Annotated in this window: 15 protein-coding genes; 8 read left to right on the top strand and 7 right to left on the bottom strand. The window is 69.0% G+C overall.

Features of this window, described 5'->3' with window-relative positions:
- Nucleotides 1-78 precede the first annotated feature (78 nt).
- The 3 genes from CDO81_RS20475 to CDO81_RS20465 all read left to right on the top strand — a co-directional run bounded on the left by CDO81_RS20475 (nt 79) and on the right by CDO81_RS20465 (nt 2,924).
- The gene (locus CDO81_RS20475) at nt 79-729 is read left to right on the top strand and encodes a choice-of-anchor J family PEP-CTERM protein (protein ID WP_088485097.1); all 651 of its coding nucleotides are present in this window, start codon (nt 79-81) and stop codon (nt 727-729) included.
- Between the two features lie 256 nt (nt 730-985).
- On the top strand, nt 986-1,462 hold the full coding sequence (locus tag CDO81_RS20470) for a post-PEP-CTERM-1 domain-containing protein (RefSeq protein ID WP_088485096.1): 477 nt from the start codon (nt 986-988) through the stop codon (nt 1,460-1,462).
- Nucleotides 1,455-2,924 carry a PA domain-containing protein gene (locus CDO81_RS20465; protein ID WP_088485095.1) on the top strand — a complete coding sequence of 490 codons (1,470 nt, stop codon included), beginning with the start codon at nt 1,455-1,457 and terminating at the stop codon, nt 2,922-2,924. The genes CDO81_RS20470 and CDO81_RS20465 overlap by 8 nt, the downstream gene beginning before the upstream one ends.
- 87 nt (nt 2,925-3,011) lie before the next feature.
- Here CDO81_RS20465 and CDO81_RS20460 read toward each other — a convergent pair whose 3' ends face one another.
- The 3 genes from CDO81_RS20460 to CDO81_RS20450 are packed head-to-tail and all read right to left on the bottom strand — an operon-like array spanning nt 3,012 to nt 6,033.
- On the bottom strand, nt 3,012-4,064 hold the full coding sequence (locus CDO81_RS20460) for a homocysteine S-methyltransferase family protein (RefSeq protein WP_088485094.1): 1,053 nt from the start codon (nt 4,062-4,064) through the stop codon (nt 3,012-3,014).
- A gap of 2 nt (nt 4,065-4,066) precedes the next feature.
- The gene (locus tag CDO81_RS20455; protein WP_088485093.1) at nt 4,067-5,137 is read right to left on the bottom strand and encodes a tartrate dehydrogenase; all 1,071 of its coding nucleotides are present in this window, start codon (nt 5,135-5,137) and stop codon (nt 4,067-4,069) included.
- Nucleotides 5,137-6,033, bottom strand: a complete 897-nt coding sequence (locus CDO81_RS20450) for an alpha/beta fold hydrolase (RefSeq protein ID WP_088485092.1) — start codon at nt 6,031-6,033, stop codon at nt 5,137-5,139. Before CDO81_RS20450 ends, CDO81_RS20455 begins: the two co-directional genes overlap by 1 nt.
- 123 nt (nt 6,034-6,156) lie before the next feature.
- Here CDO81_RS20450 and CDO81_RS20445 point away from each other — a divergent pair, with 123 nt between their 5' ends.
- From CDO81_RS20445 to CDO81_RS20435, 3 genes are all read left to right on the top strand, one after another.
- Nucleotides 6,157-7,740 carry an ABC transporter substrate-binding protein gene (locus CDO81_RS20445; protein WP_088485091.1) on the top strand — a complete coding sequence of 528 codons (1,584 nt, stop codon included), beginning with the start codon at nt 6,157-6,159 and terminating at the stop codon, nt 7,738-7,740.
- Nucleotides 7,741-7,858: 118 nt separating this feature from the next.
- Nucleotides 7,859-8,758 (top strand): LysR family transcriptional regulator, encoded by a 900-nt coding sequence (locus CDO81_RS20440; RefSeq protein ID WP_088485090.1) that lies wholly within the window; start codon nt 7,859-7,861, stop codon nt 8,756-8,758.
- Complete coding sequence (locus CDO81_RS20435; RefSeq protein ID WP_088485089.1) at nt 8,758-9,372, top strand: M15 family metallopeptidase; 615 nt, start codon at nt 8,758-8,760, stop codon at nt 9,370-9,372. Before CDO81_RS20440 ends, CDO81_RS20435 begins: the two co-directional genes overlap by 1 nt.
- A gap of 80 nt (nt 9,373-9,452) precedes the next feature.
- Here CDO81_RS20435 and CDO81_RS20430 read toward each other — a convergent pair whose 3' ends face one another.
- Nucleotides 9,453-9,686, bottom strand: coding sequence for a DUF1653 domain-containing protein (locus CDO81_RS20430; protein ID WP_088485088.1), 234 nt, complete (start codon nt 9,684-9,686; stop codon nt 9,453-9,455).
- A 54-nt stretch (nt 9,687-9,740) separates the two neighbouring features.
- Here CDO81_RS20430 and CDO81_RS20425 point away from each other — a divergent pair, with 54 nt between their 5' ends.
- Nucleotides 9,741-10,790, top strand: a complete 1,050-nt coding sequence (locus CDO81_RS20425) for a S66 peptidase family protein (RefSeq protein ID WP_088485087.1) — start codon at nt 9,741-9,743, stop codon at nt 10,788-10,790.
- On the opposite strand, the gene CDO81_RS20420 is transcribed toward CDO81_RS20425, so the two are convergent.
- From CDO81_RS20420 to CDO81_RS20410, 3 genes are read right to left on the bottom strand one after another with little or no spacing between them, the layout of a single operon-like run.
- Nucleotides 10,783-11,547, bottom strand: a complete 765-nt coding sequence (locus tag CDO81_RS20420; RefSeq protein ID WP_088485086.1) for a substrate-binding periplasmic protein — start codon at nt 11,545-11,547, stop codon at nt 10,783-10,785. The genes CDO81_RS20425 and CDO81_RS20420 overlap by 8 nt on opposite strands.
- Nucleotides 11,548-11,590: 43 nt before the next feature.
- Nucleotides 11,591-13,006 carry a D-alanyl-D-alanine carboxypeptidase/D-alanyl-D-alanine endopeptidase gene (gene dacB / locus CDO81_RS20415; protein ID WP_088485085.1) on the bottom strand — a complete coding sequence of 472 codons (1,416 nt, stop codon included), beginning with the start codon at nt 13,004-13,006 and terminating at the stop codon, nt 11,591-11,593.
- Nucleotides 13,006-13,938 carry an ornithine cyclodeaminase family protein gene (locus tag CDO81_RS20410; protein ID WP_088485084.1) on the bottom strand — a complete coding sequence of 311 codons (933 nt, stop codon included), beginning with the start codon at nt 13,936-13,938 and terminating at the stop codon, nt 13,006-13,008. Before CDO81_RS20410 ends, dacB begins: the two co-directional genes overlap by 1 nt.
- Before the next feature lie 212 nt (nt 13,939-14,150).
- On the opposite strand from CDO81_RS20410, the gene CDO81_RS20405 reads away from it, so the two are divergent.
- A complete protein-coding gene (locus CDO81_RS20405) occupies nt 14,151-17,012 on the top strand; it encodes a TonB-dependent receptor domain-containing protein (protein ID WP_088485083.1) in 2,862 nt (953 codons plus the stop codon).
- Nucleotides 17,013-17,073: the final 61 nt, after the last annotated feature.

The following is a 17,073-nucleotide window of genomic DNA, read 5'->3' as shown; positions in this document are numbered from 1 at the left end:
GGGCCGCAGGACCGGCGAGCAGGCGGGAGTTGGGCGTGCCGTTGGTGATTCCTTCATGCCCTACTACAAGGACCGACAATGAAGATCAGCAAATGGCTCGCCGGCGTTCTTGCCGTGGCCGCGTCCACTGCCAGCATGGCCGATGTGGTGCTCTCTGAAGGTTTTGACGACGTCGAGACCCTGGCCGCCAAGGGATGGGCGATCAACAACCTCAGCACGCCGGTCGGCGTCACGTCGTGGTTCCAGGGCAATCCGATCAGTGGTTCGTATGACGGCGCAGCCGGCTCGCATATCGGCGCCAATTTCTACAACACCGACCCCGACGGGGGCACCGTCAGCAACTGGCTGTTCACGCCGGTCGTCAACCTGACCAGCCGAGCCCGCCTCGACTTCGCCCTGCGCCTGGTGGGTGAAGGCTTCCTGGACACCGTCGAGGTGTACTACAGCCTCTCGGGCAGCAGCACCAACCTCGCCGACTTCATTCTGCTGAACACCTACGCCTCCGATGTGGACACCGGCTGGGCGATCCAAAGCGAGAGCCTGGACTTCCTGTCGGGACCCAATTCGCTGCGCTTCGCTTTCCGCTATTACGTGGCCGATGTGCTCACCGCAGGCAACTATGCCGGCATCGACGCCGTCACCGTCAACAGCGTGCCCGAGCCCGTCTCGGCGGGGCTGGTCGGCGTGGGCCTGCTCGGCGCCGCGGCTGCCCGTCGGCGCACGCGCTGAAGGCAGGCTGAGCATGACCAAGGTGGCCGCGCGCCACCTTTTTTGTTTCTGACAGGCTGCAGGCCCGCCAGCCTGTACGCCGCGGCCACGCCTACTTCATTGGTAGGTGACTAACCCCGCATCCAGGGGGCATGCAGGGCAAGTGCGAGTGTTCCCGCCAGACCGGCCTCCGTACAACCGGTGAAGCCGTACAGGGCGCTTGTCTGTTCACCGTGTCCGTCGTCCGGGCGCTTTTTTTCATGAGGAAGAAGCTGCAATGCAAACTGATCCGAAGAAGTTGCGTCACGAGAACAGAGGGCGGCGCCTGACGCCCCTGTTCATCGCACTGACCCTGGGCATGGCCGCGCCGCTGGCCGCGCAGGCGGGTGAAGCGATGCGGGTGGTTCGTGACCCGGCGACGGGGGAACTCCGCGCCCCCACGGCCGCCGAGGTCAACGCGATGAAGCGTGCCGAAGCGGCGCAGCAGCGTGCCCGGGGCCCGCGCATCGCCACCGCAACGGCCGCCCCGACCGAGATCGTTCATCCGGACGGCACCGTGGAGATGCCGCTGGGCGAGGATTCCCACATGGCCTCAGTCGTTCGCCTGAATGCCGATGGCTCCCTGACCTCGGCCTGCCTGCCGGCCAAGCAGGCCGGCGCCTGGGTGCAGGGCAGCGGCAAGGGCACACCGGCCGCCAAGCGTGAAGCCCGCAAGTCGACCGCCAAGGGACACGAGGGGCATAACCATGATTAAGACCTGCCAACGACTCCAGCGCCTCGCCGTCGGCGCCCTCGTGACTGGCGCCACCGTCCTCGGCCTGGTCAGCCAGGCCCAGGCGGCGGCGACCATCGTCATCAACAACATCAACGCCGCGGGCGTGGGCTTCAACGACCCGACGCCGGCCACGCCGGTGGGCGGCAATCCCGGCACCACGCTCGGCCAGCAACGGCTGAACGCCTTCACGCACGCGGCCAATATCTGGGGCGCGACGCTGACCAGCAACGTGGTGATCGTCATCAACGCACGCATGACGCCGCTGGCCTGCACGGCCACATCAGCCACGCTGGGCAGCGCCGGCGCCACGAGCATCTTCCGCAACTTCGCGAATGCGCCCTTCACCAACACCTGGTACGCCTACGCCCTGGCCAACAAGCTTTCAGGCACCTATCTCGGCACCCTCAACGCCGGCCAGATCACGGCCAACTTCAACTCCGAGCTGGGCCTGAACGCCAACTGCCTGCCGGGTCGGGGCTGGTACCTCGGCCTGGACGGCAACCACGGCACGGACATCGACTTCGTGCCCGTGCTGATCCACGAACTGGGTCACGGCCTGGGCTTCCAGACCTTCACGAGCGGCACGAGCGGCGCCTTCAACGGCGGCTTTCCCTCCATCTGGGACCGTTTCCTGTTCAGCGTGGCGGACGGCAAGACCTGGGCCGACGGCAGCATGACCAACGCCCAGCGCGTCGCGTCGGCCATCAGCCGTGACGGCCTGGTGTGGACCGGCGCGAACGTGACGGCCAATGTGCCCAACGTGCTGAGCTTCGGACTGGCGGGTGCTGCCTTCAGCGGCGTCAACGCCGGCTCGCTGGCCGGGCGCACGGTGCGGGTCGGTGAAGCCGATTTCGGGCCAGCCATCGGCACGAGCCCGGTCTACGCCGAGGTGATGCCCATCCTCGAGCAGACCACCGGCGCCGGCGAGGGCTGCGAGCCTTTCAACGCGACCAATGCAGCCGCAGCGAATGGCCGCGTGGTCTTCCTCACGCTGGGCGGTTGCACGGTCGCCATCAAGACCAAGAACGCGCAGAACGCCGGTGCCAAGGCGGTGCTGATCGGCGACACGGTCAGCGAGAACGCCGTGCAGCCTTCGCCGCTGGGGGGCTGGGACAAGACCATCACCATCCCGGCCGCACGCCTGTTCCTGAGCGATGCGAGTGTGTTGCGCACCCAGCTGTCCAAGCGCACGCGCACCGGCACGGGGGTGTTCGCGTCGATCGGGCGCAATGCCGGCGCCCGCTATGCCGGCGCAGACAGCCTGAACCGCGCGCTGATGTACGCACCCAATCCGTTCATCAGCGGCTCTTCGGTCTCGCACTTCGATCGCACGGCGTTCCGCAACCAGCTGATGGAGCCCAACATCAGCAACGACCTGACACAGTCCGTGATCCCGCCGCAAGACCTGACGTTCCAGCTGTTCAAGGACATCGGCTGGTAAACGGCACCGGCCGCGGTCCAGCGGCCAGCGTCCAACGCAAAAGCGCGGCTCAGGGCCGCGCTTTTTTCATGCCGCGACAGTCACTGTTCAGGCCGCGTCCAGCATCTGGCTGAAGAACTTCTCGCCACTCACCCGCGGCTTGTAGGGCGACACGGCCTTGGCGATGGCGGCGATGTGGTCTGGCGTGGTGCCGCAGCAGCCGCCGGCGATGTTCAGGAAGCCGGCCTTGGCGAACTCGCCCACCAGGCGGGCGGTCACGTCGGGCGTCTCGTCGAAGCCGGTGTCGCTCATCGGGTTGGGCAGGCCGGCGTTGGGGTAGCAGCTCACCGCCACCTCGCCCGCGACCTTGCTCAGCTCTTCGATGTAGGGCCGCATCAGCGTGGCGCCCAGCGCGCAGTTCAGGCCGATGGCGATGGGCCGCGCATGGCGTACCGAATGCCAGAAAGCCGTCACCGTCTGGCCCGACAGGATGCGGCCGGAGGCGTCGGTCACGGTGCCCGAGATGATGACGGGCAGGCGCTCGCCGGTGGCTTCCATCAGCTCGTCGAGCGCGAAGATGGCGGCCTTGGCGTTCAAGGTGTCGAAGATGGTCTCGACCAGGAACAGGTCACAGCCGCCGTCCAGCAAGCCCCTGGCCTGCTCGTAGTAGGCGGCGCGCAGGGTGTCGAAGTCGATGTTGCGTGCGCCGGGGTCGTTGACGTCCGGGCTGATGGACGCGGTGCGAGGCGTCGGGCCGAGGGCGCCCGCGACGTAGCGGGGTTTGTCGGGCGTCGAGTACTTGTCACAGGCTGCGCGGGCCAGCTTGGCCGCCTCGACGTTCATCTCATACGCGAGCTCGGCCAGGCCGTAGTCTTCCTGGGCGACCGAGGTGGCGCCGAAGGTGTTGGTCTCGATGAGGTCGGCGCCTGCGGCAAGGTATTGCTCGTGGATCTCGCTGAGCACGTCGGGCCGCGTGAACATCAGCAGCTCGTTGTTGCCCTTGAGGTCTTTCGGGTGGTCCTTGAAGCGCTCGCCGCGGTAGTCGGCCTCGGTGAGCTTGTAGCGCTGGATCATGGTGCCCATGGCGCCGTCGAGGATGGCGATGCGGCTCTGCAGCAGGGCAGGCAGGCTCTGGGCGCGGGTGTAGGCGATGGGCTTCATGGTCAGGCGATTTTCGCAGCCTCGGCAATGGCCTGTCCAAGCTCGGTGCAAGACGCCCTGCCACCCAGGTCGCGGGTCTTGGGTGCAGCGGGGTCGGCCAGCACGGCCTCGATGGCGGCCATGATGGCATCGTGGGCGGTACGGTGGCCGAGGAAGTCGAGCATCATGGCGCCCGACCAGATCTGACCGATGGGGTTGGCGATGCCTTTGCCAGCAATGTCAGGCGCCGAGCCATGCACCGGCTCGAACAGGCTCGGCCACTGGCGCGTCGGGTTGAGGTTGGCCGACGGCGCAATCGCAATGGTGCCGGTGCAGGCGGGCCCGAGGTCGGACAGGATGTCGCCGAACAGGTTGCTGGCCACCACCACGTCGAAATGCTGGGGGCGCTGCACGAAGTGCGCGCACAGGATGTCGATGTGGAACTTGTCCACCGTGACCTGCGGGAACTGCGCCGCCATGGCCTCCACGCGCTCGTCCCAGTAGGGCATGGTGATGGCAATGCCGTTGCTCTTGGTGGCCGAGGTCAGCCGGGCGCGCGGGCGTGAGGCGGCCAGCTCGAACGCGAAGCGCAGCACGCGGTCCACGCCGACGCGGCTCATCACGGTCTCCTGCAGCACGATCTCCCGCTCGGTGCCCGGGTACATGCGCCCGCCGACCGAGGAGTACTCGCCCTCGGTGTTCTCGCGCACGATCCACATGTCGATGTCGCCCGGCTGGCGTCCCGCCAGCGGCGAGCGCACGCCCGGCATCAGGCGAGCAGGGCGCAGGTTCACGTACTGGTCGAACTCGCGGCGGAACTGCAGCAGCGAGCCCCACAGGCTGACATGGTCGGGCACCGTCGCCGGCCAGCCCACCGCACCGTAGAAGATGGCGTCATGCCCGCCGATCTGGTCCTTCCAGTCGCTGGGCATCATCTGGCCGTGCTGCTCGTAGTAGCGGCAGTTGGCGAAGTCGAACTCGTCAAAGCGCAAAGGCAGACCGAACCGCTCCGCCACCGCGCGCAGCACGCGCAGGCCCTCGGGCATCACTTCCTGGCCGATGCCGTCACCGGCCAGCACCGCAATCTTCTGCATCACGTATCTCCAAAGAATTCGGCGGCTTCGGCCAGCACCTCGGCTGGCGCCTGCTCGGCGATGTAGTGCCCGCTGTCCACGGCCCGGCCGCTGACGTCGTCCGCCGCGGCACGCCACAGCGCCAGCGGGTCGAAGCAGCGGCCCACGACGCCGCTTGCACCCCACAGCACGCGCAACGGGGCGCGGACCCGCCGGCCGGCAGCGCGGTCAGCGCGGTCGTGATCCAGGTCGATGCCGGCGCTGGCGCGGTAGTCGGCGCAGATGCCCGCCGCTGAGCCGGCGCGCTGGATGCAGCGCTCGTACTCGGCCCACGCCCGCGGGTCAAAGAACACGCCGCCGCGCCGGCCCATGCCATCGCGCAGGTAGGCCAGCGGGTCAGCCTCGATCAGTCGCTCGGGCAAAGGCGCCGGCTGGATCAGAAAGAACCAGTGCCAGTAGGCACGGGCAAAAGCCTCGGTCGTGCCCTCGTACATGGCCAGCGTGGGCGCGATGTCCAGCAGCAGCAGGCGATCCACGGCCTCGGGGTGATCCAGCGCCAGCCGGTGCGCCACACGGGCGCCGCGGTCATGCGCCAGAACGCCGAAGCGGTCATGGCCGAGGTGGCGCATCAGGCCGACGGCATCGCGCGCCATCTCGCGCTTGGCATAGGCGGCGCTGCCTTCGCCGGCCGGCGGGCGGTCGCTGTCGCCATAGCCGCGCAAGTCCATCAGCACGACCGGGTGCCGCTCGGCCAGCGCCGGCGCCACGCGGTGCCACATGGCCATGGTCTGCGGGTGGCCATGCAGCAGCAGCAGCGGCAGGCCGGCCGCCCCGGAGGCGCCGCGAGGGCCACCCTGGCGGGCGAACAGCTGCACGCCGTCGCGAGTGAAGGACAGGGTTTCAAAGCCGTTCCACATGCCGAGGATTGTGGCCCGCCAACACGTATAAGCTTTCGTTATGGGTGACCGCCGTCTCGCAGCTTTGCGACGGCGGCCCCGCCTTTCAACAATGTCCGTTTCCTGCCTCGCCCTGCCCGCCCCATGAAGCTTGCCGCCCCGCTGCTGTCCGCCGCCCTCCTGGCCCTGGCGCCCGCCCTGACCCTGGCCCAGGGCAAGCCGCTGATCTACTGCGCTGACGCCAGCCCCGAGGGTTTCGATCCCGGCATGTGGGACAGCGCCAGCACCAACACCGTCGGTGCCCAGATGTTCGACGGGCTGCTCGGCTTCAAGCGGCCGACCACCGAGCTGGTGCCCAAGCTGGCGGTGAGCTACGAGATCTCGCCCGACGCCAAGAGCTTCACCTTCAAGCTGCGCCCGGGCGTGAAGTTCCACAGCACCGCGTGGTTCAAGCCCACGCGCACGCTCAACGCGGATGACGTGGTGTTCACCTTCAGCCGCTTCATCGACCCCAACCACCCGTTCAACAAGGCGTTTCCGGCGAGCTTCATCTACCCGCAGAACCTGGGCCTGGCCAAGGCCATCGACGGCATCGACAAGGTCGACGACATGACGGTGCGCTTCCGCTTGAAGCAGCCCAACGTGACCTTCATCGCCAACTTCGCCTTCGCCTGGGCCGGCATCCAGTCGGCTGAGTACGCCGCGCAGTTGCTGAAATCCGGCCAGGCCAGCCAGATCAACGTGCAGCCGGTGGGCACGGGACCGTTCCAATTCAAGAGCTACGCCAAGGACGACGTGCTGCGCATGACCGCCAACCCCGACTACTGGGGCGGCAAGCAGCCCACCACCAACCTGGTGTTCAGCATCAGTCGCGAGCCCAATGTCCGCGTGCAGAAGATCGCGGCCGGCGAATGCCATGTGACGGCAGCGCTGCGCGATGTCGACGTCGCCAGCCTCGCCAACAACCCCAACATCAGCATCGAGAAGATCCAGGCGCTGAACATCTCCTACCTGAGCTTCAACATGAAGAAGCCGCCCACCGACAAGCGTGAGGTGCGCGAGGCGCTGGACATCGCCATCGACCGGGATGCCATCTTCAAGGCGCTGTTCCCGCGCGGCGATGCGATGCAGGCGGTGAGCGCCTTCCCGCCCGCTGTCCCCGGCTACAACAAGAAGCTGAAGAACGAGTTCGACCCCGCCAAGGCCAAGGCCCTGCTGGCCAAGGCCGGCTTCCCCAACGGCTTCGAGATCGACCTCTGGGCCCTGCCGGTGCAGCGCCCGACCAATCCCAATGGCCAACTCATGGCCCAGCTCATCCAGCAGGACTGGGCCAAGATCGGCGTGAAGGCCACCATCAAGACCTACGAGTGGGGCGAGTACCTCAAACGCGCCAACAACGGCGAGCACAACGTCTACATGAGCGGCTGGAGCGGCGAGACGGGCGATGCGGACGACTTCCTCACGCCCAACCTGAGCTGCGCCAACAGCCGGGGCGGCATCAAGTTCTGCAACGCCGAGTTCGAGAAGCTCATCGACGAAGCCCGCGCCACGACCGACACGCCCAAGCGCCTGGCGATGATCGAGAAGGCCCAGGACATCTTCAAGCGCGAACGCCCCTGGATCACGATGGCCCACTCCACCGTCTACATCCCCATCCGCAAGGACGTGGTGGGCTTCAAGATGGCACCGAATGGCAGCGTGGACTTCGAAGGGGTGTACAGGAAATGAGGTCGCTCAACACGGCCACAGAGGCACAGAGACACAGAGACGCTGTCTTTGCGCTTCGACTGAGCTCCTCTGTGCCTCTGTGCCTCTGTGGCGGCTTCCATCAGCTGGGGAGCGCACGATGCGTTTGAGGCACATCGAGGTCTTCCACGCCATCATGCAGGCCGGCACCATCAGTGGCGCCGCGCAACTGCTGCACATCTCGCAACCCGCCGTGACCAAGGTGCTGCAGCACTGCGAGCTGCAGCTGGGCATGCCGCTGTTCGACCGCGTGCGCGGCAAGCTCTACCCCACGCCCGAGGCGCAGCGCCTGTTCGTGGAGATCGACAAGCTCAACCGCGACCTCGTCGGCATCCGGCGCCTGGCTGCCAACCTGAAGAGCGGCGAAAGCGAACAGGTGCGGCTGGTCGCCACGCCGGCGCTGGCGATGGCCATCGTGCCCGCGGCCATGACGCCCTGGTGCAAGGCCTACCCGAACGCCAACTGCTCGCTGGCCACCCACCACACGCGCGAGATCGTGTCGGCCCTGCTGCTGGGCGAGGCCGACCTGGCCTTGTCGCTGCAGGACCCGCGCCACCCCGGCATCAAGGCCGAGGTCATCGCCGCGGGCATGATGGTCGCGCTGTGCCCCCTGGGCAGTCCTGAGGCCAAGGGCGAAGGCCCGCTCGGCCTGGCCGACATCAGCACCGAGATCGTCGGCCTGCAGAGCGACGATCCGCTGGCCGGCCTGCTGCATCACGCAGGCGAGGCGCTCGGCCAACCGCTGGCCAGCCGCATCACCGTGCAGACCTACCAACTCGCCCGTGCGCTGGTGGAGGCTGGCGTCGGCATGACGCTGGTGGACCCCTTCACCGCCGCCAGCGCCGACGCATCCAAGGTGCGCGTGCGACCGCTGTCGCCCGCGGTGCCGGTGCAGCTCTACCTGCTCAGCGCCGCCAGCGCACCGCTGGGCCAGGCCTCGCGCCGGCTGGTGAAGTTCATCACCGCCGCTGCCCACGAACATCTGTCTCGCCTACCCTGATGGCCGACCCCGTCCGCATCGAAGACATCACGGCCCACCCGCATTTCCGGCCGCTGAGCACCCTGCGTCACGGCATCGCGGTCGACCTGCGCTACGCCACGGCCGACAACTTCGTCGGCCACTCGGTCTATGCCGGCATCGACTGCGCCTGGCTGCGCCGCGAGGCGGCCGAGGCCCTGGAGCACGCCGCCGCCTGGCTGCACGCCCACCGCCCCGGCTACCGCCTGCTGGTGCTGGACGCGCTCCGCCCGCAGCGCGTGCAGCAGCGCCTGTGGGACGAGCTGCAGGGCACGCCGCTCACGATGTACCTGGCTCCGCCCGAACGTGGCTCCATCCACAGCTACGGCATGGCCGTGGACCTGACCGTGCTCGACCCGTCGGGCCGCGAGGTCGACATGGGCTCAGGCTTCGACGAGATGACGCTCGCCTCCCACCCCGACCACGAAGCCGAGCACCTGGCCCAGGGCCTGTTGAGCGTGCAGCACCTCATCGAGCGCGGCTGGCTGCGCGCGGCCATGCGGGAGGCCGGCTTTCACGGCATCAACACCGAGTGGTGGCATTTCGACTTCGGCGACCGCATCGCCGTGCGCCGCGACCTGCCCCGCGTGCTGTAGGTCAAGTCGCCCGACCTGCGCCCGCCATGCCACGCAACCGCCTCCCACTGACGGCCCGCACCCGCAGGCCGGGGCTTGTGTCAGGTGATGCGCTCGAACCGCGACCGCACCGCGCCATCGACCTCCAGCGTGCCCGTGAACATCTCGAACGGGCGCACCCACCAGCCGCTGTCGTTGTACAGCGGCCGATAGACGACCACCGGCTCCAGCGTTTCGCTGTGGCGGGCCACGCCGATCACTTCGTACTCGCCGCCCTTGTAGTGGCGAAAGCGACCGGGCGCGAGGGTGGGCAGTGGGGACAGATCTGAGCTCATGCCTGCATTGGAACAGCGCCCGACATCCCACCCGAACCCTTGCCAAACGACACCATGACGACCTCCCGCCGCCAACTTCTCCACCTCGGGGCCAGTGCTGCCGGCCTGATGGCTGCGACCTCGGCGAGCGCCGCCGCCGCCACGGGCGCGCCCGCACCGCTCTATGCCCCGCGCCTTCGCCCCGGCGACACCCTCGGCCTGGTCAGCCCGGCCAACGCCACCTTCGAGCGCGAACCGCTGAAGATGGCCATCGAGTCGCTGCAAGCGCTGGGCTTCAAGGTCAAGCCGGGCGAGTTCGTGGCCGCGCGGCGCGGGCCGTTCGCGGGCACCGATGCCCAGCGCGCCGCCGACCTCAACGCCATGTTCGCCGACGACAGCGTGGCTGGCGTGATCGCGATGACTGGCGGTTCCGGCTGCAACCGCATCGTCGACCGGCTCGACTATGCGCAGATCCGCCGCCGGCCCAAATTCTTCGGTGGCTTCAGCGACCTCACCAGCCTCGTCAACGGCATCCAGCGCCAGACCGGCCTCGTCACCTTCCACGGCCCCGTGGCCGCGTCGGAGTGGAACGACTACTCGGTGCAGAGCTTCCGCGCGCTGGTCATGAACGCCGAGGCCGCGGTGCTGCGCAACCCGGTGGTCAAGCCCAGCGACGACCTCATCGTGCGCGAGGAGCGCATCAGCACGCTGCGCGGGGGCAAGGCCCAGGGGCGTCTCGTGGGCGGCAACCTCACGGTGCTCGCGTCGCTCGCCGGCACGCCCTACTTCCCCGACTGCCGCGGCGCCCTGCTCTTCCTGGAAGACATCAATGAATACATCTACCGCATCGACCGCTGCCTCTCCACGCTGCGCCTGACCGGCGCGCTCGGCCAGGTGGCCGGCGTGGTGCTGGGCCGCTTCACCAAGTGCGAGCCCGGCGAGGGCTACGGCAGCCTGACGCTGGACGAGGTGTTCGACGACTACTTCGGCCCGCTGAACGTGCCCGTCTACCGCGGCGCCGCCATCGGCCACATCAAGCGCAAGATGACCGTGCCCGTCGGCGCGCCGGCCGAGATGGACGCCGACGCCGGCACTGTGCGGCTCCTGCAGCCGGCCGTCACCTGACGCAGGGCGACGGCGGCAGGCCGTAGGGTTTGAGGAGCTCGCCCGTGCGGCCGCTGCGGCACAGCTCGTAGAGCACCTTGGCGAAGGCCTGGGCCTGGGCGAGGTCGACGTTCTGGCGCGACAGGCCGAACGAATAGCCGAAGACCTTCACGAGCCCGGCGGGTTGGAGGCTGTGCAGGCCGTCTTCGCGGATCAGCAGTTGCGCCACGGCTTCGTTGGCCAGGGCCAGGCCGTCTTCGCCGTAGCGACCGGCAGCCAGCTTGCGCATGACGGTGCGGTTGTCGGGTTCGATCTCGGTGCGCACCCGGGCCACGCCCTCCACCAGCGCCTCCAGCGTGAGCGCCGTGGCCGAGGGCCCATAGGCGCCGAGGGTGCGGCCGGCCAGCACCTGAGGGTCACCCGCGTACTGCAAGCCGTTGCCCGCCCGCGCGAAGAGCACGTAGCGCCCTTCGATGACCGCCGGCGACACATGGAAATACTGGCGGCGCTCGGGCGAATCCACGACCGTGAAGATGCCCTCCACCTCGGCCCGCTGCGCCATGCCGAGTGCACGTCGCCAGGGCAGGACCTCGATGTCGCAGCGCCAGGCCAGGCGCGCGCAGGCCGCCTGCAGCACGTCCACCATCGGGCCGGCAGCGCGGCCATCGGTCGCGTAGGTGTAGGGCGGGAAGGGCTCGGTGACGAAGCGCATGTCACGCGCCTGGGCGCCGTGGGCGCCCACCATCACCACCAGCATCGCCAAGGTCTGCGCCTTCATCGTCTGCTCCACGCCCTGGGGGAATGGGCAGAGGATAGGCCGATCAGCGTTGCGCCGCCACCCAGTCGGCCAGGGCGTCGAGCACGGGCCGGCCCTTGCGGGCGGCCTCCGGGTGGTTCAGCAGTGCCACGAACACCCACGGCCGGCCCACGGCATCGGTGACGAAGCCGGCCAGGCCGACCGCGTCGCGCAAGGTGCCGGTCTTGAGCCGGGCGCGGCCTGCGGCCGGGCCGTCCTTCAGCCGGCGCGACAGGGTGCCATCGACGCCGGCAATCGGCAGGGTCGACAGCAGCTCCGGGGCCTGCGCCCCCGCCTGGCCCGCGCGCAGCACGGCCGCGAGCTGGGCCGGGGTGATGCGCTCCGCGCGCGACAGCCCCGAGCCGTTGTCCATCACCAGGCCCGCATCGGCCACGCCGCGCGCGGCGAACCAGGCGCGCACCCGGCGCTCCGCCGCGGCCAGCGTGGGCTCGCCCGGCTGGGCGGCCTGGGCGCCGAGCTGCAGGTAGAGCAGCCGGGTGAGCGCGTTGTCGCTGCGCTTCATCACACCCCGCAGCACCTCGGCCAGCGGCCGGCCGCGGTGGGTGGCCAGCACGACGGCGCCGGCCGGTGCCGGGGCCTCGGCATCGCCCCGGCCAAGCGTGCCACCCAGCTCGGCCCAGAACTGGCGCACCACATGGGTCACGAGCCACTGCCGGTCGATGAGCTGCAGGGCCACCTGTTGCCGGCAGCCGGCCGGGAACGCGCCCTGCAACTTGACCACGAGCCCGTCACCGGCTGGCTGCACGATGGCGGGCTTCCAGTCCGCGTCCCAGTCCTTGCAGGGGCGCGAGGACAGCGTCACGGCGCTCGCGTCCACGACCAACCCGGCGACGGCAGGCATCGTGCGGGCCTGCACGCCCCGGTCGGTGGCCTGCAGCTCGAAATCAAGCAGGCTGCCGTTGAGGTGCAGCGCGTCGGGGATGACGTTGTAGTCGAACTCGGGCGCCTCATCGAAGGGCGGCAGGCCGAGGTCGAAGCGGGTCGGGTTGAACAGCGTGCGGTCCACCACCAGGCCGCCGCGGATGTCCTTCACGCCGCTCTCGCGCAGCTGGCGCAGCAGCCACCAGAGCGCCGGCCAGTCGAGGTCGGGGTCGGCGCCGCCACGCAGGATGAGCGGGCCGTCGATCACGCCGGCCACCGGCGGTGCGGCAGCCAGCAGCTCGGTGCGCGCGCGGTGGTTGATGCCGAGCTGCTCCAGCGCCACGGTGGCCGTCACGAGCTTCATCGTCGAGCCCGGCGCCATCGGCTCATTCGCCCGCCGCGCGAGGGCCGGCCGCGAGCCGTCCAGTGGCTGCAGCACGAAGCCCAGGCTCTCGGCGGGCAGGCCGGCGCGGTCGAGCGCAGCCTGCACCGGGTCGGGCATGCGGGTGCTGGCGCAACCCGACAGCACCAGCGCGGCAACGAGGAGCCAGGCACGCATCAGCAAGCTCCGAGGCGATGGGCCACCAGCCGGGCCAGGGCAACGTCTTCCAGGCCGATGCCGACGCTCTTGTAGACGACGATGTCCTGCGCCCCTCGTGGCCGCGGCGACACCAGCAAGGTCCCCAGCTCGGCCAGCTTCTCGGGCGGCACGACGCCGGGCGCGGCCTGCACCAAGTCGCCCGCCTCCTGCTCGGCGGCCGTCAACCATTCGACGGCGACCAGCGCCGCGCGACCCAGCAGCGTGTCGTCGAGTTCGCGTGCCGCCTGGGTGCTCGATCCGACGGCGGCGACGAAGGCGCCGGGCTTCACCCGTGCGCCGTCGAACAGCGGCGTGGGCGAGCGCGTGGCCGTGACGATCACATCCCCCTCGCCTGCCGCGGTGGCGGCATCCACCGCGGTGACGGGCAGGCCGAGCTGGCGCTGCAGCGCGGTCGCGAAGGCCTCGCCGCCCGAGCGGGCGCACACGAGCAGGCGCTTGAACGATCGCACCCGCACCAGCGCCTCGGCATGCGCCTGCGCCTGGATGCCCGCGCCGAGCACGGACAAGGTCTCGACCTGCGGCAGCGCCAGCAGGTCGGCCGCCACGGCGGTGGCGGCGGCCGTGCGCAGCCGGGTGAATTCATTGGCCTCCAGCGTGGCCAGGGCGGCACCGGTGTCAGCCGAGAACAGGCTCACGAGGAAGCAGTACTTGCCGTTGCGCGCCGAGTAGACCTTGGTGCCCAGCACCGCCGGCAGCGAGCCTTCGGCATCCAGGATGGCACCCATCGCGCTGATGGCCAGCGACGCGCCGTCGCGGGTGGCCGTGGCGCGGTGGCGGGCCAGCACCTGGGCCTGGCCGCGGCCGTGCTGGGCGAAGGCAGCGCGCAGCGCGGTGACGGCGCTGTCAGGGTCGAGCACGGCGGCCACATCGGCCTCGGAGATCAATCGCATCGCAAGGGCTCCATCAGACACGGCCAGCACTGTAGAGGGGCATGGGCGCACCGCGGTTGCGCTTTCCTGCAGCCATGCATTCCCGCAGGTTATGCGCCGCCGACAAGCATTCATTGAACGCCGCGCAACACCTCGGGTGCGGCCCTCTGGGCGACGGCGTCCCGCGCGGCGAACATCGGCCGCAGTTGGCATCAAACCAAGGAGTCGTTGTGATGAAGTTGAACCGTCTTGTGGCCCATCTCGCCGTCGTCGGCATGGCCGCACACGCTGGGCTCGCGCTGGCGCAGTCCGAAGGACAGAAGCTCGAACGTGTCGAGGTCACCGGCTCCAGCATCAAGCGCATCAAGGACGAGGGCGCGCTGCCGCTGCAGGTCATCACCCGCAAGGACATCGAGCGCCAGGGCATCGTGTCGGCCGAGCAGCTGATCAGCACGCTGAGCGCCAACGGCAACGGGCTGGACAACCTCGCCTCCAACGCCGACGTCGTCGCCGGCCAGGCCCGTGGCAACAACGGCGCCACCTCGGCCAACCTGCGCGGCCAGGGTGCGGCCAGCACGCTGGTGCTGCTCAACGGCCGCCGCGTGGCCTCGCACGGCCTCAACGGTGGCGTGGTCGACCTGCAGCAGATTCCCTTCGCCGCGGTCGAGCGCGTCGAGATCCTGAAGGACGGCGCCTCCGCCATCTACGGCACCGACGCCATCGGCGGCGTCATCAACTTCATCCTGCGCAAGGACTACTCGGGCCTCGAAGCCCAGGCCTTCACCGACGTGACCGAGCAGGGCGGCGGCAACATCAGCCGCGTGAAGCTCACCGGCGGCTTCGGCAACCTGGAGAAGGACCGCTTCAACGTGCTGGGTTCGGTGTCGTTCAGCGACGCCCAGGTGCTGCGCGGCGACCAGCGCGATTTCGTCAACACCTTCCAGCCCAACCGCGGCCTGTCGGTGGACACCCGCGGCACGCCCTACGCCACGGTCTTCGCCATCTCCAGCCTCAACAGCGCGCTGAGCCGCGACAACCTCAACGCCACCGGCCGCGGCACCGGCCCCATCCAGCCGGGCACCACGCAGGCCATGAACGGCATCAACGTGCTGGACCTGCCCGGCCAGGCCGGCTGCTCGTCCATCCCCGGCCAGGCGGCGTATGACGAAGTGCTGTGGGCCACGCCGGCGGCCAAGTGGGGCTGCGCCTGGGACACGGGCCGCGCGGCCGTGATCCAGCAGCCGGTCAAGTCCACCAACGGCGTGCTGCGCGGCACGCTGGCCCTGGGCGAGCACCAGGTGTTCGCCGAGTACGTGGGCGCCCATGTCGTCACCGACAAGAGCTTCTCGCCCAACCAGATCACCAGCTCCACCTCCACCACCAGCCCGTTCTACAACCTGGCCTACCCGAGCACGGGCGCGGCCTACAACAGTGTCTTCAACGCGCTGGTGGCCACCTTCCCGACGCTGGAAAAGAACCGCGGCCTGCCGCTGGCGATGCGCTGGCGCTGCATGCCCTGCGGCAACCGCGAGATCGAGACTACGGCCAAGACCCAGCGCCTGCTGGTGGGTGCTGAAGGCCCGCTGTTTGCCGGCTGGGACTACAAGACCGGCGTGTCGCAGGCCACCAGCGACACCACCTCGCTGCTCAAGCACGGCTATTTCTACAGCCGCCCCTTCGCTGCCCTGATCAACAACGGCACGCTCAACCCCTTCTCGGCCGACGGCACCCAGACCGCGACCGCCATGTCAGCCCTGGACGCGGTGCGCGCCGACGGCGTGACGCTGTACGGCGGCAAGTTCACGCTCAAGCAGGCCGACTTCACTGCCAGCGGCCCGGTGTTCAAGCTGCCCGCCGGCGACGTGATGGCCGCCGTGGGTGGCGACTACCGCAAGGAACAGTACAAGTTCAACGGCAACGCCACCGACGCAGCCACGCAGGCCACCATCTTCAATGCGCCCTTCGACAGCGTGAACACGCTGGACACCGTCACCCGCAACATCAAGGCGGTGTTCGGTGAAGTGCTGGTGCCCATCGTCAAGAACCTGGAAGCGAGTGCGGCCATCCGCCGCGACGACTACACCGGCTTCGGCAGCACCACGAACCCGAAGTTCTCGGTGCGCTACCAGCCTTTCGAGCAACTGCTGGTGCGGGCATCCACGAGCAAGGGCTTCCGCGTCCCGACCTTCAACCAGCTCTTCAACGGCATCACCACCTCGCCGTACTCGGGCAAGGACCTCGTCGACCCGGCCAAGTGCCCGGGCGGCGTGGTCGACCCCACCAAGCCGGGTTGCGAGTCCATCACACCCGACATCCTCACCGGCGGCAAGGTCACCCTGGGCCCCGAGAAGAGCAAGCAGTGGACCTGGGGCTTCGTCTGGTCGCCGGTGGCGGATGTCACCATCGGCGCCGACTGGTGGCAGATCCGCAAGACCGGCACCATCCAGGCCGTCACGCTGTCGGACCTCGTCAAGAACTACACCCTGTTCCCGGACAACTTCATCCGCGACGCCTCGGGTGCCCTGGTCGCCATCGACAACCGCAACGTCAACGCCGGCGAAACCATCACCAAGGGCGTGGATGTGTCGCTGAGCGGTACCACCGCGCTGGGCGGTGGCCGCCTCACCGGCAAGCTCGAAGGCACCTACCTGCTCGACAAGCGTTCGCGCCTGATCACCAGCGCCCCGATGGGCCCGAGCGAAATTGGCGTGTTCACCCGCTCAAGCGACCTGGGCCTGCGCTGGAAGCACTCCATCGTCGTGAGCTACGCCGAAGGCCCCTGGACGGGCACGGTGCTGCAGCGCTGGGCGGCCGGCTACAAGGATGCGGTGCTGCCGGGCGTGGCCAATGGCAGCGTCACGCCGCCGGACTGGAAACCCAACGTCAGCAAGTACATCACCTACGACGCCACCATCAGCTACACCGGCTTCAAGAACCTGGGCCTGACCTTCGGCATCAAGAACCTGCTGAACGAAGACCCGCCGTTCTCCGCCGCCTATGACAGCAACACCGGCGCCGGCAGCTCCTGGGAGCCCCGCGTGGCCGACCCGCGCGGCCGTGCCTACCAGCTGACCGTGAACTACAAGTTCTGGTAAGACCTTCTGAGACTCTGACCGGCCTTCGGGCCGGGGTTCCAGGCCCTGCTCCCGCAGGGCC

Source organism: Roseateles puraquae (genome assembly GCF_002205845.1).
In the GTDB taxonomy this organism is placed as follows: domain Bacteria; phylum Pseudomonadota; class Gammaproteobacteria; order Burkholderiales; family Burkholderiaceae_C; genus Pelomonas; species Pelomonas puraquae.
This window is presented reverse-complemented; position numbering and strand designations above follow the sequence as displayed.